Raw genomic sequence first — 18,282 nt, forward strand, 5'->3', positions numbered from 1 at the left:
GCGCCGCCGCGCCGTCCAACCCACCGCAGGCGACGAGACAGGTCGCCAGCGTCGCCACCATCCAGGATTTGTCCATGTTTTCCCCCGCCGCCCTGGTCGGTTCGAACCGACTCTACGGACGATCTGCGGGCGCTCCACCTCGCTGATCGTCCGTGCCGGTCGGTTACGTCGACCGTCATGCCGCAATGCGACCGACAGCTGCGAATCCGACCTTGGTTTCGACTTTCTTCGGCAAGCTTAGGAGCAGGCGAAACCAGCGGACCATAACAAATGCGAGCTTGCATCGGGTTTGGGAGGGCGTGTTACCAAACGATGACACCCGGCCCTGCGTCAGGCGGCGTAGACGTGGCGCCCGTCCACCAACGTCAGCTTGACGCGCCCTTCGAGGCGCGCACCCTCGAACGGCGTGTTGCGGCAACGCGACCGCAAGCTGTCGGCCGCCAGCACGAACGGCTCATCGGGGTCGAAACGCACGAGATCAGCAGGCGCCCCGATGGCGAGGCGGCCCTGCGGCACGCCCAGGATCCCGGCTGGCTTGCAGGTCAAAGCCGCGATCAACGCCGGCAATGACAAGTTGCCGGCGTGCACGAGGCGCAGGCCGGCAGCCAGCAGGGTTTCCAGCCCGACGGCCCCGGGCGCGGCTTCCGCGAAGGGCAGCCGCTTCGTTTCGACGTCCTGCGGATGGTGATCGGACACGATGGTGTCGATCGTGCCGTCCGCAACACCGGCCACCAGGGCTTGGCGCTCGTCCTCTCCACGCAGCGGCGGCGACAGCTTCAGGAAGGTGCGGTAATCGCCGATGTCGCCTTCGTTGAGGGTGAGGTGGTTGATCGTGGTCGAGCAGGTCACCGGCAGGCCGTCGCGCTTGGCCCGGGCGATCAGCGCCACCGACTGGGCGGAGCTCACCACCGCGGCGTGATAGCGGGCCCCCGTGAGAGCCACGAGCCGCAGGTCGCGTTCGAGCACGATGGCCTCGGCCTCGGGCGGGATACCGGGCAGCCCGAGCCGGCTCGCGAATTCGCCTTCGTTCATCACGCCGCCCTCGGCGAGGCTGCGATCTTCGCAGAACTGCATCACCAGGGCGCCGAAGTCGCGGGCATAGGTCAGGGCGCGCCGCATCGTGCGGGCATCGGCGACCGAATGCAGCCCGTCCGTGAACGCTATCGCCCCGGCCCCGAGCAGCAACCCGATCTCGGACAGTTCGCGTCCTTCCGCCCGGCGCGTGAGGGTCGCGGCCGTCAGCAGCTTGACCACCCCCGTGTCGCGGGCGCGGCGGAGCAGGAAATCCACCACCGCCGGATCGTCGATGGCCGGCTCGGTATTGGGCATGGCCAGCAGCGTCGTGACGCCGCCCGCCGCAGCCGCGGCCGAAGCCGTGGCAATGGTTTCGCGGTGTTCGGCGCCGGGCTCGCCCACAAAGGCGCGCAGGTCGACGAAACCGGGCGACACGCAATCGCCGGTGCAATCGATCAGCTCGGTGCCGGCCGGCACGGTCGCGGCCGTGACGTCCGGCCCCAAGGCGGCGATGTGCCCATCGCGGACAAGAACGCCGCCCCACGCCTCGCTTTGCCGGACGGGGTCGATCAACCGGGCATTGACCAGCGCCAAGGCTGTGGATGGCGGCAAGCTCACGACGCTCATGCGGAACCCCCATTCGGCATGTGGCGCGCCAAGGCTTCCAGCACCGCCATGCGGACCGCGACACCCATCTCGACCTGTTCCTGGATCAGCGACTGCGCGCCGTCGGCCACCAGCGTGTCAATCTCGACGCCACGGTTCATCGGACCCGGATGCATCACCAGCGCATCCGGCTTGGCGAGCTTCAGCTTGGCTTCGTCGAGGCCGAAGAAGCGGAAATATTCCCGCGTCGAGGGCACGAAGCCGCCGTTCATGCGCTCGCGCTGCAGCCGCAGCATCATCACGATGTCGGCGTCGCGCAGCGCCTGGGCCATGTCGCGATAAACCTCGACGCCCATACGTTCGATGCCGGTCGGAAGCAGCGTCGACGGCCCGCACACCCGCACCCGCGCCCCGAGGGCGGCCAGCGACAGGATGTTCGACCGCGCCACCCGCGAATGCAGGATGTCGCCGCAGATGACCACGATCAGCCCCTCGATCCGCCCCTTGTTGCGGCGGATCGTCAGGGCGTCGAGCAACGCCTGGGTCGGGTGTTCATGGGCGCCGTCGCCGGCGTTGACGACCGCGCAGCCGACCTTGCGGGCCAGCAGGTGAACGGCGCCCGCTTGGTTGTGGCGCACCACGATGATGTCCGGGTGCATGGCGTTGAGGGTCGCGGCCGTGTCGATGAGGGTTTCGCCCTTCTTGATCGACGACGAGGCGACCGACATATTCATCACATCGGCGCCAAGTCGCTTGCCGGCGATCTCGAAGGACGACTGGGTGCGGGTCGAGGCCTCGAAGAACAGGTTGATCTGCGTACGGCCCCGCAAGGTGGCCCGCTTCTTCTCGACCTGCCGGGACAACTCGACCGCCTCATTGGCCAGGTCCAGCAGGCCGGTGAGGTCCAGGGCCGACAGCCCCTCGATCCCGAGCAGGTGGCGATGGGGGAAAACCGGAATGGCGGACATAGTTGTGCCCTCTATAAGGCTGGCGCCCGAGCCGCAAGGGCGGGGGCCGCAGCGCGGCCTAGGCCCAGTCACCCTGCCGGGGATCGAGGACGCGCATCGCCATGAGCTTTGACCGTATGGTATCGACCGTCGAGATGCACACGGGCGGCGAGCCGTTCCGCATCGTGACGAGCGGGGTGCCGGTGCTTCCGGGCGCGACGATCGTGGCGCGGCGCGCCTGGTTGCTGCAGCATGCCGACGACATCCGGCGCGGCCTGACGCTCGAGCCGCGCGGACATGCCGACATGTACCTCGGCTTTCTCACGGCACCGGTCTCGGTGGACGCCCATTTCGGGGTGATCTTCGCCCATAACGAGGGCTACAGCGACCATTGCGGCCATGGGGTGATCGCGCTCGCCACCGCGGCGGTGCTGCTCGGCTGGGTCGAGCGCCACACGCAATCGACCCGCGTGGTGATCGACGCGCCCTGCGGGCGCATCGAGGCTGCCGTGGCCTGGGACGGCAGGCGCGTCGGCGAGGTCAGCTTCGTCAACGTCGCATCCTTCGTGTGGAAGGCCGACGCCGAGGTCGACACGCCGCGTTTCGGCCGCGTCAAGGGGGATATCGCATTTGGCGGCGCCTTCTATTTCTATGTCGACGGCCGCCCGCACGGCCTGGAGGTTTCGCCCGGCAATGTAGACGCGCTGATTCGGTTCGGGAACGAGGTCAAGCGGGCCGCGAACCTCGCCCATCCCGTGGTGCACGACGAGATCCCAGAGCTGAATCACATCTACGGCACCATCATCGAGGGGACACCGACCGTTCCGGGAGCACGTCAGTCGAATTGTTGCGTCTTCGCGGATCGCCAGGTCGATCGGTCGCCCACCGGTTCGGGAACGGCAGGGCGAACCGCCATCCTGGCGGCCCGCGGCCTGATCGACGACCGGGAACGCTGGATCAACGAATCCCTCATCGGCACAACGATGTCGGCGCGAGTCCTCGAGCGCACCACCTTCCATGGCCGACCGGCCGTGATCCCCGAGATCGCCGGCACGGCCGGGTTTCTGGGAACAGCCAATTGGGTGCTGGACGAGACAGATTCCGTAGGGCGCGGATTCCTGGTCCGCTGAGCGGACACGCCCGGCCGCGCTCAGCGCCTCCGTCCGCAACCGTTGTGCGCTTGCCTCAGGTGTCCCTCTTTCCGTGCCGCATCCCGCATCCCATTTGACGGGACTCGGCGGCATGGCCATGGTCCGCGCCGCTTCGGGGAGCCGGGCCGCTCCCATTTTCGCGCCCGGAAGGATTGCAGCTGCATGAATCTCGTCATTGTCGAGTCTCCGGCCAAGGCGAAGACCATCAACGGGTATCTCGGCAAGGACTACGAGGTGATGGCCTCCTTCGGCCATGTCCGCGACCTGCCGGCCAAAGACGGCTCCGTCGATCCCGACCAGGATTTCGCGATGGTCTGGGAAGCCGACGACCGGGGCGGCAAGCGCCTGTCCGAGATCGGCCGTGCCGCCAAGCTGGCCTCAAAGATCATCCTCGCGACCGATCCGGACCGCGAAGGCGAGGCCATCTCCTGGCACGTGCTGGAGGTGTTGAAGGCGAAGAAGCTCATCAAGGACAAGCCGGTCGAGCGCGTCGTCTTCAACGCCATCACTAAATCGGCGATCCGGGAAGCGATGCTGCACCCGCGCCCCGTCGACCAGGCGTTGGTGGACGCCTATCTGGCCCGCCGGGCGCTCGACTACCTGGTTGGCTTCAACCTGTCGCCGGTGTTGTGGCGCAAGCTGCCGGGCTCACGCTCGGCCGGCCGCGTGCAATCGGTGACGCTGCGGCTCGTGTGCGACCGCGAGCGCGAGATCGAGGCCTTCAAGCCGCGGGAATATTGGTCCATCGCGGCCCAGTTGAAAACCGCCAAGGGCCAGGGTTTCCTGGCGCGGCTGGTCGGCGCTGACGGCAAGAAGATCACCCGGCTCGATGTCGGCACCGAGGCCGAGGCCATGGCGTTCCGGTCGGCGCTGGACGAGGCCAAGTTCGGCGTCGTCAGCGTCGAGGCGAAGCCCGCCAAGCGCCACCCCTACCCGCCGTTCCGCACCTCGACGCTGCAGCAGGACGCTTCCCGCAAGCTCGGCCTGTCGCCGGCCCGCACCATGCAGGTAGCGCAGAAGCTTTACGAAGGCATCTCGATCGGCGGCGAAACGGTGGGCCTCATCACCTATATGCGGACCGACGGTATCGATATGGCGCCGGAAGCCATCACGGGCGTCCGTAAGCAGATCGGTGTCCAGTTCGGTGACCGCTACCTGCCCAAGGTGCCGCGCAAATACACCGTCAAGGCCAAGAACGCTCAGGAAGCCCACGAGGCGATCCGCCCGACCGACTTTTCCCGCCTGCCGAAGGACATGGCCCGCTTTCTCGATGCCGAGCAGGCCAAGCTCTATGAGCTGATCTGGAAGCGCACGGTGGCGAGCCAGATGGAATCGGCTGAGCTTGAGCGCACCACGGTCGACATCCTGGCCGAGGCCGGTGCACGCAAGCTCGATCTGCGGGCCACAGGGCAGGTGGTGCGATTCGACGGCTTCCTGACGCTTTACGGAGTCGAGATCGAGGACGACGAGGCCGAAGCCGAGGAAGGCGGCCGCCTGCCCGCCATGGCGCGCGGCGACACGCTGGCCAAGGACAAGATCGACGCCGACCAGCACTTCACCGAGCCGCCGCCGCGGTTCTCGGAGGACTCGCTCATCAAGCGGATGGAAGAGCTCGGCATCGGCCGCCCGTCCACCTATTCGTCGACGCTCGCGACCTTGCGGGATCGCGAATACGTGCGCCTCGACAAGAAGAAGCTCATCCCAGAGGACAAGGGCCGTCTCGTCACGGCCTTTCTCGAATCCTTCTTCACCAAGTGGGTCGATTACGATTTCACCGCCGGGCTCGAGGAGCAGCTCGACAAGGTGTCGAACAGCGAGATCGATTGGCGCACGGTGCTGCGGGCCTTCTGGGAGGACTTTTCCGCGGCCGTCGGCGGCACCAAGGAGCTGCGCACCACCGAGGTGCTGGACAATTTGAACGAGCTGCTCGGCCCGGCCATTTTCCCGCCGCGCGCCGACGGGCTCGACCCGCGCACCTGCCCGGCCTGCAACCAGGGCCAGTTGTCGCTGAAGGTCGGCAAGTTCGGCGCCTTCGTGGGCTGCTCGAACTATCCCGAATGCCGCTTCACCCGCACGCTGTCGGCAACCGGCGACGGCGAAGGGGGCACCGAGGGCGAGAAGCCCGGCCAGCGTACGCTCGGCACCGATCCGGTCAGCGGCCTCGAGGTAACGGCGCGCGACGGCCGCTTCGGCACCTATATCCAGCTCGGCGAGGGCGAGAAGCCGAAGCGCTCGTCGCTGCCCAAGGGCGTCACCCTGGCATCGATCGACCTCGACAAGGCCCTAGCGCTGCTGGCCCTTCCGCGCGAGATCGCCAAGCACCCGACGACCGGTGAGCCGATCCTGGCCGGCATCGGCAAATACGGACCCTACGTCCAACACGGCAAGACCTACGCCAACCTCGGCAACGACGACGACGTGCTGGAGATCGGCGGCAACCGCGCCATCGACCTCATCGTCGGCAAGGAAACCGGCACGGGCGAACGTCGCGGCCGCGGCGCGGCGCCGGCCGGGCGCGCCATCGGCGACCACCCGGAAGGTGGTTCCGTGACGGTGCGCGACGGGCGTTTCGGCCCCTACGTCAATTGGGGCAAGGTGAACGCCACCCTGCCGAAAGGCACGACACCCGACACCGTGACGCTCGACGAGGCGCTTCGCTTGATCGAGGCCAGGGCCGCGATGGCCCCATCGGGCCGCAGCGCCAGCAAGGGACGCGCCTCCGCCAAGGCCAAGCCGGCCACGAAAACTGCCGCGAAACCCAAGGCGACGGCGTCCAAGGCCGCGACAGCCAAAGCGACGGCCACCAAAGCCGCAGCCGCGAAGACCACCAAAGCCGCGGCTCCGAAGGCCGCGGCCGCAAAGGCGCCCGCCCGCAAGAAAGCGGCCGCGTCCTGACGGACGAGGCGCCGGAAAACGGGACCGGTCGCCGGCCGTGAGCATTCCGCTGCCGATTGTGGCCGCCGTGTTGTTTGGCGCGCTCTGCAACGCGTCCTGGAACCTGTTCGTCAAACGCGGTGACGACCGGTTCCTGGCCTCCGTGCTGTTGTGCCTGGGGTGCGGGGTGCTGGGCGCCATCGGATTGCTGGTGCTGCCGCCCCCTGCGGCGGCGAGTTGGCCCTTCATCGCCGCCTCGGTCGCGGCGCAGGTGGGCTACATCACGCTCCTGGCCGCCGCCTATGAGGCGGGGGATTTCGGCCAAGCCTATCCGATGATGCGCGGCACGGCGCCATTGCTGGTGGCGCTCGTCAGCGGACCCCTGATCGGTGAACCCTTGAGCCTCGGCCGCTGGTGCGGGGTGGGGCTGATCTCCGGCGGCGTCGTGGCGATGAGCTTCATCGGGAGCGGATCGGCCCTGAAGCGTGCCTGGAAGGCGCCGGCCCTGGCGCTCGGCACGGCTGCGCTGATCGCCACCTACACGGTGATCGACGGCATCGGGGTGCGGCAGTCGGGGGCCCCGCTGTCCTATGCTTTCACGACCTTTGCGCTGACGGCCGTGCCCTTGGTCGGCTGGACGGTTCTGCGGCGCGGGCGCGCCTTCGTGGATCAGGCGTTGCGACGCTGGCGCATCATGGCCTTCGGCGGGCTTGCCTCCTTTGTGTCCTACGGCATCGCCCTCTGGGCCATGGCACGCGCGCCTGTCGCCGTTGTGGCGTCGTTGCGGGAGACTTCGATCCTGTTCGCCACGGCCTTGTCGATCGTGGTTCTGAAGGAAGGCATCATTCCGGCCCGGCTCGCCGCAACCGCGCTGATCGTCCTCGGGGCCGTGGCGGTGCGCGGGTTCTAGCGCTGCGGCTACGGCTCGGGCTCGACCCTGGCTGTGTCGGCGCTCAGCTGCGCCGCGATCGCGGCCCGGTCGACCACCGACCACACCCGGACGATCAAGCGGTCGACGAACTCGTACATCACGTTCTCGGCGAAAGTGACCCGCCGCCCCTGCACCGGCAACCCGAGGAAATGGCCCGCGGGCCTGCAATCGAACAGCAGGCGGGCCGACACCACAGGCGGATCGCAGGCCAGCAAGCCGATGGTGAACCGCAGGTCGGGGATGTCCCGCACGTCCTGTTCCAGCATCGCCCGGTAGCCCGCCACCCCGAAAGCCCGCCCGTTGTGCTGCACGTCCGCGTGGACGAAGCGCGCCAGCGCATCCCAGTCGCGGGCGTTGAGGCAATCGAGATAGGCGCGGTATTGCGTCGCGAGATCGAGGTTGTTCATCGGCTTAGCGGGGTCCGGCTCGCAACGGGGCGGCACACCGCCTATAGTGCGTGCCATGTCAGACGTACCGCCTCTTCCGACCAAAGACGAGATCCTGGCCCTGATGGCGCGCAACGCCGCCGAAGCGAAGGACCTCGGGCGCAAACCGGCCGTGCTCGGAAAACGCGAGATCGCGCGGGCCTTCGGGGTCAAGGGCGCCGACCGGTCCGAGTTGAAGCGGATGCTGCGGGAGCTCGAGCGCGAAGGCACGGTGACCAAGCGGCGCAAGCACCTGCGACCGTCCGGCGCCATGCCGCCGGTGATCGTCGCCGAGATCACGTCGCGCGACCGTGACGGCGAACTCGTGGCCGTGCCGAACGATTGGGACACGGCCGAGCTCGGCGCCGCACCGCGCATCTTGATCGAGGTGCCGCGCAAGCCGAAGCCGGGCGCCCCGGTGCCGGGGGTCGGCAACCGCGTGCTGATCCGCATCGCGCCGGCGCCCGATCCCGACGACACCCATGCGATCGGCCGCGTGGTCAAGATCCTGACGAAGAGCCGCGCCCGCATGCTCGGCGTCTTTCACGACCGCGGCGATGTCGGACCACGGGTCAGCCCCGTGGACAAGAAGGCGGCCGCGCAGGAATGGGGCGTCGCTCCGGAGGGCGACGGCGGCGCCCAGGATGGCGACCTCGTGGCGGTCGAGCCGATCGGACGCGGCACCGGCTATGGGCTGCAGCTCGTTCGTGTGGTGGAGCGTCTCGGCACGCTGAACACCGAAAAGGCCATCAGCCGCATCGCCATCGAAACGCATGACATTCCGGCGATCTTCCGGCCCGACACGCTTGCCGAGGCGGAAGCTGTCGTGGCGCCCGGCCTGGCGGGACGGGAGGACTGGCGCGCCCTGCCGCTCGTCACCATCGATCCACCCGACGCCAAGGACCACGACGACGCCGTCCATGCGGTGCCGGACACCGCCGAAGACAACCCGGGCGGCTTCGTGGTGAGCGTGGCGATCGCCGATGTGGCGTCTTTGGTGCGGCCCGGCACGGCGCTCGACCGCGAAGCGCTTGTGCGCGGCAACTCGGTGTATTTCCCGGACGGCGTCGTGCCGATGCTGCCCGAGCGCATCTCGACCGACCTCGGCTCGTTGCGGGCCGACGTGGACCGCCCTGCCCTGGCGGTGCGCCTGGTGCTGGGCGCCGACGGGCGCAAGCGGCGGCACAGTTTTCACCGCATCCTGATGCGCTCGCATGCGAAACTCGCCTATGCGCAGGCCCAGGCCGCCATCGACGGCCAGCCGGACGCCACAACGGCGCCGCTGCTCGAGCCGGTGCTGCGCCCGCTCTGGGCCGCCTACCGGGCCACGACACAGGCGAAGGCCGAGCGCGGCCCGCTCGACCTCGACCTGCCGGAACGCAAGATCCTGCTGACGCCCGAGGGCACCGTCGACCGGGTGATCGTGCCGCAACGGCTCGACGCCCATCGGCTGATCGAGGAATTCATGATCCTCGCCAATGTGGCGGCCGCCGAGGCGCTCGAAGCCAAGGGGCAGCCACTGATCTACCGCGTCCACGACGAGCCGACGCTCGAGAAGCTGCGCGCGCTGTCGGAGTTTCTGGCCACGATCGGCATCAAGCTGGCCAAAGGGCAGACGCTGCGACCGGCGCAGTTCAACGGCATCCTGGCGCGCGTCAAGGACACCGAGCACGAGCACCTCGTCAACGAGGTGGTGTTGCGCTCGCAGGCGCAGGCCGAATATGCGGCCGACAATTACGGCCATTTCGGTCTCAACCTGCGCCGTTACGCCCATTTCACCTCGCCGATCCGCCGATATGCCGACCTCGTGGTGCATCGTGCCCTGATCCGCGCCCTCGACCTCGGATCGGACGGGTTGGCCGACATGACGGCCGGCCAGCTCGCCGAGGTGGCGACCCGCATTTCGGCGGCCGAGCGGCGCGCCATGGCGGCCGAGCGGGAAACGGTCGACCGCCTGATCGCCACCTTTCTGGCCGACCGCGTCGGCGCCATCTTCTCGGGCCGCATCTCGGGCGTCACCAAGTCGGGGCTCTTCGTCAAGCTCGACGAAACGGGGGCCGACGGCTTCATTCCGGCCTCGACGCTCGGCGACGAATATTTCCGCTTCGAGGAAGCCCGCCGCGCCATGGTGGGGACGCGCACCGCCACCGTGTTCCGGCTGGGCGACACGGTGGAGGTCAAGCTCGTCGAGGCGGCGCCCTTCGCGGGCGCGCTGCGCTTCGCGGTGGTGGGCGGCAAGACCCGGCGCGGCCCCCGCGGCACCGGCCAGGACCGCCCCGGCAAGACCACGGCGCCGCCAAAAAGCACCGGCGAGCGTAAATCGAGGCGGCGGGCCTGAGGGTCGACGGAGGGGCTGCGATGATGGTCGCGCCAAGGTCGTCAACATCTTTATTGCGGCACGCAAAGGATCGGCAAGCCGCAATATCCTTTCCATACAAGACAGTTGGAAGGCCGATCTGAACAGAAGCGCGTGACTCCTCCAGTCGTGTCCAGCGACCAGAGAAACATGACATCTTGGTTTCGACGATCTATGACAATAAATCGTCATTCTGGATGTCGACACTCATGTCTAAGCTATTTTTATATTTCGTTTTAATTGCTGCCGTTCTGTTGCACGCGGAAACAAGTTGGGCGAGCTCCAGCGAAAAGCTGCCGTGCAATTCTTTGTGCCGTTGGTGGCTCGACTGGGCGCCTGAGGCACCCTCCGATCCCGATCCGGAACCGTCGCTTGCCGGACGGCGTGTCAGACCGACGGGGAGGTCGAGACTGAGACACCCCGTCGTAGTGTCGCGGCGTTTCCGATCTGCCCCTGCGGTTCACCTGTCAGCGCATCCCACCAGACCGGCGCATGCGGTAGCAAGAAGCATAATCCGCCAGATGACGCCTCTCGTCGCCAAGGCGCCGTCCATCGAACCGGAGGCGCGGCCCAACGCGGCACCGCCTCCGGCGATACCGCCGGCATCCCCCTGGGAACAAGCAGCCTTGCGCGTCTTCGAAGGGGCGAACGAGCCTGCGGCGCCCCCGTCTTCGCCGATCCTGCGCCGGCAACACTTGCCGTCGCGTCCTTGAGACGCTTGCTTCCTGCGGAGGGCAGCCCCGATCGCCAGGGCATGATACCAAGCGCTCATCCCGGGCCGAAAACGTCGTGGGCCTGAACAGCGAGGTCGCCATGCCACAGCCAGCCGACTGGGACCCAGACCGCTACCGCCGCTTTGAGATGCAGCGGACGCAGCCCGCCATCGATCTCCTGTCGCGCGTGCCGAACGCGACGGCCTCCCTGGTGGTCGACCTTGGTTGCGGGCCAGGCAATTCGACCGAGTTGCTGGTGCGGCGCTTTCCCGAAGCCCGCGTGGTCGGCCTCGACAGCTCGCCCGCCATGGTGGCGACCGCGCGACAGCGACTGCCGCAATGCGATTTCATGGTGCAGGACCTCGCCGCCTGGCAGCCGGAGAACGCGCCGGACGTGCTTTTCGCCAATGCCGTGCTGCAATGGCTTCCCGACCACGCGCGCCTGCTTCCCATCCTGTTGTGCCATCTGGCGCCGGGTGGCACCCTGGCGGTGCAGATGCCCGACAACCTCGATGCGCCGTCGCATCGGGCCATGCGGGCCGTGGCGCAGGAGGGGCCCTGGGCGGCGCGCCTGCAGGCGGCCACGGCGGCCCGCACGGTGTTGCCTCTGCTCGAACGCTATTACGATCTCCTCGCCGCCGAGGCCGTGAGCGTCGAGGTGTGGCGCACCACCTATCATCACCCGCTGCCCTCGGCGGCCGCGATCCTCGACATGCTGCGCTCGACCGGGCTGCGCCCCTTCCTCGACCCGCTCGATGCCGATGAACAATCCGCGTTCCTGGCGCTCTACGAATCCAAGCTCGACAAAGCCTATCCGGTTCGGGCCGATGGCGGGCGGCTGCTCGGCTTCGAGCGCATCTTCCTGGTGGCGACGCGCGCCTGAGCCAGGCCGCCGCCAATGAAAAGGGCCGGGGTACGCCCCCGGCCCTTTCTCGTCAGCGATGGGTTGGACGGGCTTACCAGTAGAGCTGCATGCGGCCCACGAAGGCGTCGCTCTCGACTTCCTTACGGACCGCCGAGACTTCCGTGATGGTCGAGGCCGGCGACACCCAGCCGTGCACGTAGTCGGCCATCATGCGGATGTTGCGGTCGGGATACCAGTTGAGGCCTGCCGTGAAGTCCTGCTCGGAACCGCCGGTCACGCGGCTCGCCGCGACGCGGTTGGCGTTGTTCAGGTCGAGCGCGCTGTAGCGCAGGCCGAGTTCGAAGACGCCGATGCCACCGTTCGACACGCGCTGGGCGTCTTCCACCTGGACGCCCTGCAGCACCGCCGCTTCCGAGCCGTAGGGCTGCGACACGCGATACGGACGCCCGGCGCCGTTGATGACCCAACCGCCTTCCACGTAGCCACCCTGGAAGGAGCGGTCGCTCGATCCGTTGGTGCTGGTCACGTTCACGAAGGTGTATTCGCCCTGCAGGCGGACGTTGGCGAACTGGTAGAGCGCTTCGCCGTTGACCCGTTCGATCGCATCGGCATTGCGCAACGTGCCGGTGTTGACCAGCGCGCGCTCGAGGTAATCCTCCGGGCGGCTGTTGAACGACGCGGTGGCGAGCTGGTCGAGCGACCGGTACGAGCCCGCGACACCGAAGTGCAGCAACTGCGTTTTTTCGAGGATGGGGGCGTAGGTGGCGCGCGCCGTGCCGGCGAAGCCGTTGTCGGTCAGCGTGTTGTTGGCGTTGCCGGCGTAAACGCCGCCGGTGGCCGTCCACTTGTCGCCGTAGGTCGAAACCGCGCCACCGAAGTTACGGCCCGGAACCAGGCCGTCCATCACGGAGCGTTCGGTGAACAGCGTGTTGTTGTCGGAGATCAGCTGGTTGAGGCTGAATGGCTCCTTGAAGTTACCGATGGTGTAGATGACGTTGGTGTTCGGCGCGTGATACGACACCACCGCGTCCTGGATCGGCTGGGTGGCATTGGCGAAGTCGTATTGCAGGGCGACGGCAACGCCATTGCTCAGCGTCAGATAGGCTTCGAAGAAGGCGCGACGCGAATCGATGCCATCGGCGCCGACCAGCGGCGTCGTCGCGGTGCTGCGGAGGCGAGGCGAGGTGCTGGCCGCCGAGAATTCTTCCTGGTAGCGACCGCCGATACGGAACTGCACGTCCTTGTTGTCGGTGGCGTAGCTGATGCCCTTGGTGTCGACCGACAGGCCGGCGCCGGGGAGCTTGGTGAAATAGGGCGGAACAAACGGGAAGATGCCTGCCGTCGGGGCCGTGGCATTGGCGTTGGTCACCTGCCCCGAGGAAGATTCCGGCGCCCGCGCCGGATGAGTCTCACGGCGGGTGGACACATGCCGGGGCGCCCGGGCTGCCTGCGGCGCAAGAACCGAAGCCGTTTGTGCGAAAGCCTGCGGCGCGGCGCACAGGGTGGCGGCGGCAACCAGCGTCGATGTCGCGACGCCGGAGATCAAGCGGGAAACAAGACGAACCGAACCGGTGGCGCGGACTGCCTGTGCGGCGTTGTTGTTGGGTTGCACCCTATGCATGTCTCGCTCCAGGCATGCCCCGAACATTCTGCTGAGGCTCTTCATGTCTGACGAAAAACGGATAGCTGAGACACCTGTCACATTACAGGCCGTTTAGCGTCAGTCCCTTGGGTGGATTGCCACTGCTGCAAAAATACCACTATCTATAGGCAGCGGCTGCGCCACACGGGCTCACAACACTTGGCGAGCCAAATCTAAGCCTAATAAACGCGCTCTATGACGCGCGTTTGACACCGCCGTGCCGCCCTGTCGGGCATGTCGCCCCGATTTGACGAGCGGAGCTTGCGTCAGCCAGACTTCGCCAACTCCCTCGCCTGGAAAGACCCACGACGCATGGCTCAACCCACACGTTTCAGCGTGCCGCCCCTGGCCAGCGTGACCCGCAGGCTCGCCGATGTGGCGGCGGGCCGAGCCAGCCCGGACCTCGTCATCACGGGGGCACGGGTGCTGTCGAGCTATACCGAGCGCCTGCTGCCGGATCGGGAAGTATGGATCGCGTCGGGCCGTGTCGCAGCCCTGAAGCCCGCCGGCAGCCACCGCGCCGGCCGGGGCGACGCTCCCGTCTACGACGTCGGGGGCGGCATCCTGGCCCCGGGCCTCGTCGATCCGCACCTGCACATCGAGTCGAGCATGGTGACGGCCTGCGCTTATGCGGAGGCGGCGCTGCTGAACGGCACCACGACCATCTTCTGCGACAGCCATGAAATCGGCAACGTGATGGATGTGGCAGGCGTCGAGGCCATGCTGGAAGACGCCCGCATGGCGCCGCTGTCGATCTTTCTCACCGTCCCCTCGACCGTACCGGCCACCTCGCCCCTGCTCGAAACCGCGGGCGGCGACCTGACGGCCGACAAGATCGCGGCCCTGTTCGATCGCTGGCCCGAGGCCGTCGCGCTGGGCGAAAAGATGGATTACGTGCCGGTCACGATGGGCGACGAGCGCAGCCACGCCATCATCGCGGCGGCCTTGTCGCGCGGCCGGCCCGTGTCGGGCCACATCTACGGACGCGACTTCGTGGCCGCCTATGCGGCAAGCGGCATCACCGACACCCACGAGGCGATCGACCGCGACATCGCCGACGACCTGCTCGATGCCGGCGTCTGGATCTTTCTGCGGGGCGGGCCGCCCACCACGCCCTGGCACAGCCTGCCCGAGGCCATCAAGGCCGTGACGGAGCTCGGCGCCTCGACCAAGCGGATCGCGCTTTGCACCGACGACCGGGACGCCGACGACCTGCTGCAGTTCGGCCTCGACTGGGTGGCGCGCGAAGCCATGCGGGCCGGCCTGTCGCCGGAGCGCGCCTGGAGCCTCGGCTCGCTGCATGGCGCCACGCGGTTCGGCATGGACAACGAGGTGGGTGGTCTCGGCGGCGGTCGCCGCGCCGATCTGGTGTTGCTCGACGACAACTGGAAACCGCAGAGCACCTGGTATGGCGGCGCGCTTGTGGTGGAGCGTCGGCGCGTCACGCCTCTGCTCGATGCGGCCCTCGAACAACGCTACCGCTATCCCGCGGCCGCCTATACGACGGTGACGCTGCCGGAGCACGTGGCGCTGACGCCCGCCCTGCCGCAACACGCCTGCACGGCCAATCTCATCCGCACCGCCCTGCCGGGGATCACGCTCGCGCACGAGCGGCTGGCACTCGAGCCCGGCTCCGACTGGCCTACCCTGCTGGCCGCGCACGACCTCTGTTTCGTCAGCGTGGTGGAGCGGCACGGCCGCGCCGGGGGCGCCGTGGCGCATGGGCTGTTGCAGGGCTTCGGATTGCGCGACGGCGCGGTGGCGAGCTCTGTCGGCCACGACAGTCACAACATCATCGTGGCAGGTTCGAGCGAGGCCGACATGCAGGTGGCGCTCGCCGCCGTCGCGGCAATGAACGGCGGCGTCTGCGTGGTGCGAAGCGGCGTCGTCACGGCATCGGTGCCGCTGCCGATCGCGGGCCTCTTATCCGACAAGCGCGTCATGGCCGTGGCCGACGAGGTGAAGGCCCTGAAGGCCGCCTGGGACAGCGCCGGCTGCACCCTGCCCTATATGGGATTCAACCTGATCCCCTTGTCGGTGATCCCCGACATCCGCATCACCGACAAAGGCATCGTCCTCGTGCCCGCCATGACGATCATTCCGTTGTTCGAATGAACGCACATCCGGCCTTGCCGATTAGGCTTAAGGTTGCATGATGGGTGATGCATCGCGCTGACCGTGCGATGCTGGAGCGGTGAGCCTGGCACTGGGGGTTTAGTCATGGGGATCGACGACCACTTCTCCACCAACGACCGGGCGCTGATCGCCGAGGCGACGCGGCGGGTCGAGGCTGAAGCGACCCGGGGCGGCGGCAACGCCGACCGGGCCGCCATCCTGCAGGCAGTCACGGCAGCCTTGCGGGAAGGCCGGCGGGATCTGTTCGGACTGGTGAAGGCCGGGGCGCGCGCGACCTGACGCGGCGCCCGTCATCGGGCCAATGCGTCAGTAGGGCGCCGATACGTCGCCCATCTCGACATAGACCGACTTCAGCCGGGTGTAGTGTTCGATGGCGGCGCGCGAGTTCTCGCGGCCGAAGCCCGAGCTCTTGACGCCGCCGAACGGCACCTCGACCGGGGTCAGGTTGTAGGCGTTGATCCAGCAGGTGCCGGCCTCGAGGCGGGCCACCACCCGATGGCCGCGCTGGAGATCACGGGTGAACACGCCGGCCGCGAGCCCGAACTCGGTCGCATTGGCGCGGGCCACCACCTCGTCCTCGTCGTCGAAACACAGCACCGACAGGACCGGCCCGAAGATTTCGTCCGTCGCAAGCGGCATCGCATCATCGACCTCGCTGAAGATCGCCGGCGCGACGAAGAAGCCGTCCTCGAACCCGCGTGGCCGCAGGGCTGCGCCACCCGTGACGAGCTTGGCCCCTGCGGCTTGGCCGCTCGTGACCGCAGCCAGCACCTTGTCGCGCTGCGCGGCGGAAACCAGCGGACCCATCAAGGTGTCCGGGTCGAGCGGATCGCCGATGCGGATGGCTGTCGTGCGGGCCAGCAGGCGCTCCAGGAAGGCATCGCGCAGGCCGCGCTGCACGAAGACCCGGGTGCCGTTCGAGCAGATCTGGCCCGCCGAATAAAAATTGCCGAGCAGCGCACCGCCGACCGCATTGTCGAGGTGGGCGTCGTCGAAGACGATCAACGGCGACTTGCCCCCGAGTTCCATCGTGGCAGGCTTCAGGGCCGCCCCCGCGGTGGCCATCACGGCGCGGCCGGTGCCGACCGAGCCGGTCAGCGTCACCTTGTCGATGCCGGGGTGCCCCACCAGGGCGCGGCCGGTGTCGCCCCGGCCCTGGATCACGTTGAAGACGCCGGACGGCGCCCCGGCCTCGAGCAGGATCTCGGCCAGCTTCAGGGCCGACAAGGGGGTGAGCTCGGACGGTTTGAACACCATCGTGTTGCCGCAGGCGAGCGCCGGCGCCGCTTTCCAGCAGGCGATCTGGATCGGATAGTTCCAGGCCCCGATGGCACCCACGACCCCGAGCGGCTCGCGGCGCGTGTAGGCGAAAGAGCCGCCGAGATCGATGTGTTCCCCGGCAATCGCGGCCGCGATGCCACCGAAATATTCGAGGCAATCGGCGCCGGATGTCGCATCGGCCACCAGGGTCTCGCTGATGGGCTTGCCGGTGTCAATCGTTTCGATCTCGGACAGCTCCTGATTGCGGGCTCGCAGCAGGTCGGCGGCCCGTCGCAGAATGCGGCCGCGCGCCGCCCCGCCTAGCGCAGCCCAGCCGGGTTGCGCCGCGCGCGCGGCCGCCACGGCTTCGTCGACGAGGTCCGGTCCCGCCGCCTGCACCCGGGCCACGACGGCACCGGTCGCCGGGTAAAGGCTCTCGATCACCTCGCCTCCGCCTTGGCGGTATTGGCCGCCGATATGGTGGGACCCGGGGGGCTGAACCTGTTGCATGCGCGTCTTGCCTTCGGAAAGCGTCCCACTCTCCTAGAGGCCCGGCGCCGGGACGCAAGCTGTCCGGCGCGCCCTGCGCTCCAACCGAGCCACGATCGCCATCGGGCGGCCAGGCGTTACGCTCGGTTCAGCGCGTCGGCACGCCCACCAGGAAGGCCTTTATGTCGGCCGGCGGCACGAAATGCTTGGCGAGGCCCACCTTGCGGGTCACGGGCTGGCCATCCACCACGCCATGCAGTTCCTGCTCGATCTTGCTCGACATGATGCCGAGCAGGCAGCGCTGCCCAACGTCGAACACGCCCGAGCCGGAATTGCCGGTGGTGGTCACGTCCTTGATCGAAGCCGCGTAGCGAGCGCGCATCTCCGGCGGCAGGATGTCGGGCGCGATCACGGCCGAGGTCGCAACGCCGTCGGGCGTCGCCACGATTACGGCTTCGCCGGGCTGGGGTGGGCCCTCGCAAAGCGTGACGTGCCGCTGGGCGAGCTCGACCGGCACCGGCGCGTCGAGACGGAGTACCGCCAGATCGTCGTCCGGATAACGGCCGAGCTTCAGCACGGTGACATCCACCGGGCGGCCTGCGACCAGCACCAGCGGCGGCATCAGCGGATTCTGGCCGGCCACATGGGCGGCGGTCAGCACGAGGCCGTCGCCGAGATAAACGCCGAAGCCCGCCCACGACCGCGTCGGTTTCCGCTGCACCGTCACCATGGCGGCCCGCGCCTCCAGGGCGAAGTCTTCGGCGCGGGTCGGTGTCGTCCCCGCCAGCAGCATCAAGGAGATCGCAAGCCCTGTGACGCGCCCCAGCATCCGGTTTCATCCCCGATCGGCGGGGTGAACGGCCCCGCCGATCC

The 18,282-nt window shown here is 68.0% G+C and carries 13 protein-coding genes; 7 read left to right on the plus strand and 6 right to left on the minus strand.

The genetic code is table 11. The features are described 5' to 3' along the window. Window positions 1-330: 330 nt before the first annotated feature. Together pyrC and P7D22_RS13450 are read right to left on the minus strand one after the other, a co-directional pair. Window positions 331-1,641: a dihydroorotase gene (gene pyrC, locus P7D22_RS13445; RefSeq protein WP_319934760.1), complete on the minus strand. Its 1,311-nt coding sequence runs from the start codon at window positions 1,639-1,641 to the stop codon at window positions 331-333. Further along, window positions 1,638-2,588, minus strand: a complete 951-nt coding sequence (locus P7D22_RS13450; RefSeq protein ID WP_319934761.1) for an aspartate carbamoyltransferase catalytic subunit — start codon at window positions 2,586-2,588, stop codon at window positions 1,638-1,640. Before P7D22_RS13450 ends, pyrC begins: the two co-directional genes overlap by 4 nt. A 101-nt stretch (window positions 2,589-2,689) precedes the next feature. Between P7D22_RS13450 and P7D22_RS13455 the strand changes: the two genes are divergently transcribed. From P7D22_RS13455 to P7D22_RS13465, 3 genes are all read left to right on the plus strand, one after another. Beyond that, entirely contained in the window at window positions 2,690-3,697 is a 1,008-nt protein-coding gene (locus P7D22_RS13455) for a proline racemase family protein (protein WP_319934762.1), read from the plus strand. Window positions 3,698-3,880: 183 nt separating this feature from the next. Beyond that, on the plus strand, window positions 3,881-6,613 hold the full coding sequence (gene topA / locus P7D22_RS13460) for a type I DNA topoisomerase (RefSeq protein ID WP_319934763.1): 2,733 nt from the start codon (window positions 3,881-3,883) through the stop codon (window positions 6,611-6,613). 37 nt (window positions 6,614-6,650) lie between these two features. Further along, a complete protein-coding gene (locus P7D22_RS13465; RefSeq protein ID WP_319934764.1) occupies window positions 6,651-7,502 on the plus strand; it encodes an EamA family transporter in 852 nt (283 codons plus the stop codon). Between the two features lie 8 nt (window positions 7,503-7,510). On the opposite strand, the gene P7D22_RS13470 is transcribed toward P7D22_RS13465, so the two are convergent. Continuing rightward, a complete protein-coding gene (locus P7D22_RS13470; protein ID WP_319934765.1) occupies window positions 7,511-7,930 on the minus strand; it encodes an ester cyclase in 420 nt (139 codons plus the stop codon). A 55-nt stretch (window positions 7,931-7,985) separates the two neighbouring features. On the opposite strand from P7D22_RS13470, the gene rnr reads away from it, so the two are divergent. After that, window positions 7,986-10,286: a ribonuclease R gene (gene rnr / locus P7D22_RS13475; protein WP_442916085.1), complete on the plus strand. Its 2,301-nt coding sequence runs from the start codon at window positions 7,986-7,988 to the stop codon at window positions 10,284-10,286. Between the two features lie 831 nt (window positions 10,287-11,117). After that, on the plus strand, window positions 11,118-11,900 hold the full coding sequence (tam, locus tag P7D22_RS13480) for a trans-aconitate 2-methyltransferase (RefSeq protein WP_319934766.1): 783 nt from the start codon (window positions 11,118-11,120) through the stop codon (window positions 11,898-11,900). Window positions 11,901-11,973: 73 nt separating this feature from the next. Here the strand turns inward: tam and P7D22_RS13485 are convergent, their stop codons facing one another. Next, a complete protein-coding gene (locus P7D22_RS13485; RefSeq protein WP_319934767.1) occupies window positions 11,974-13,503 on the minus strand; it encodes an OprO/OprP family phosphate-selective porin in 1,530 nt (509 codons plus the stop codon). A 333-nt stretch (window positions 13,504-13,836) separates the two neighbouring features. Here P7D22_RS13485 and P7D22_RS13490 point away from each other — a divergent pair, with 333 nt between their 5' ends. Then, window positions 13,837-15,639 (plus strand): adenine deaminase, encoded by a 1,803-nt coding sequence (locus tag P7D22_RS13490; protein ID WP_319934768.1) that lies wholly within the window; start codon window positions 13,837-13,839, stop codon window positions 15,637-15,639. Window positions 15,640-15,744: 105 nt separating this feature from the next. After that, complete coding sequence (locus tag P7D22_RS13495; protein WP_319934769.1) at window positions 15,745-15,939, plus strand: hypothetical protein; 195 nt, start codon at window positions 15,745-15,747, stop codon at window positions 15,937-15,939. 27 nt (window positions 15,940-15,966) lie between these two features. On the opposite strand, the gene betB is transcribed toward P7D22_RS13495, so the two are convergent. Both betB and P7D22_RS13505 read right to left on the minus strand, forming a co-directional pair. Then, complete coding sequence (gene betB / locus P7D22_RS13500; protein ID WP_319934770.1) at window positions 15,967-17,430, minus strand: betaine-aldehyde dehydrogenase; 1,464 nt, start codon at window positions 17,428-17,430, stop codon at window positions 15,967-15,969. A gap of 127 nt (window positions 17,431-17,557) precedes the next feature. Then, complete coding sequence (locus tag P7D22_RS13505; RefSeq protein WP_319934771.1) at window positions 17,558-18,238, minus strand: trypsin-like peptidase domain-containing protein; 681 nt, start codon at window positions 18,236-18,238, stop codon at window positions 17,558-17,560. Window positions 18,239-18,282 lie beyond the last annotated feature (44 nt).

It is taken from the genome of Lichenihabitans sp. Uapishka_5 (assembly GCF_033947565.1).
In the GTDB taxonomy this organism is placed as follows: Bacteria; Pseudomonadota; Alphaproteobacteria; order Rhizobiales; family Beijerinckiaceae; genus Lichenihabitans.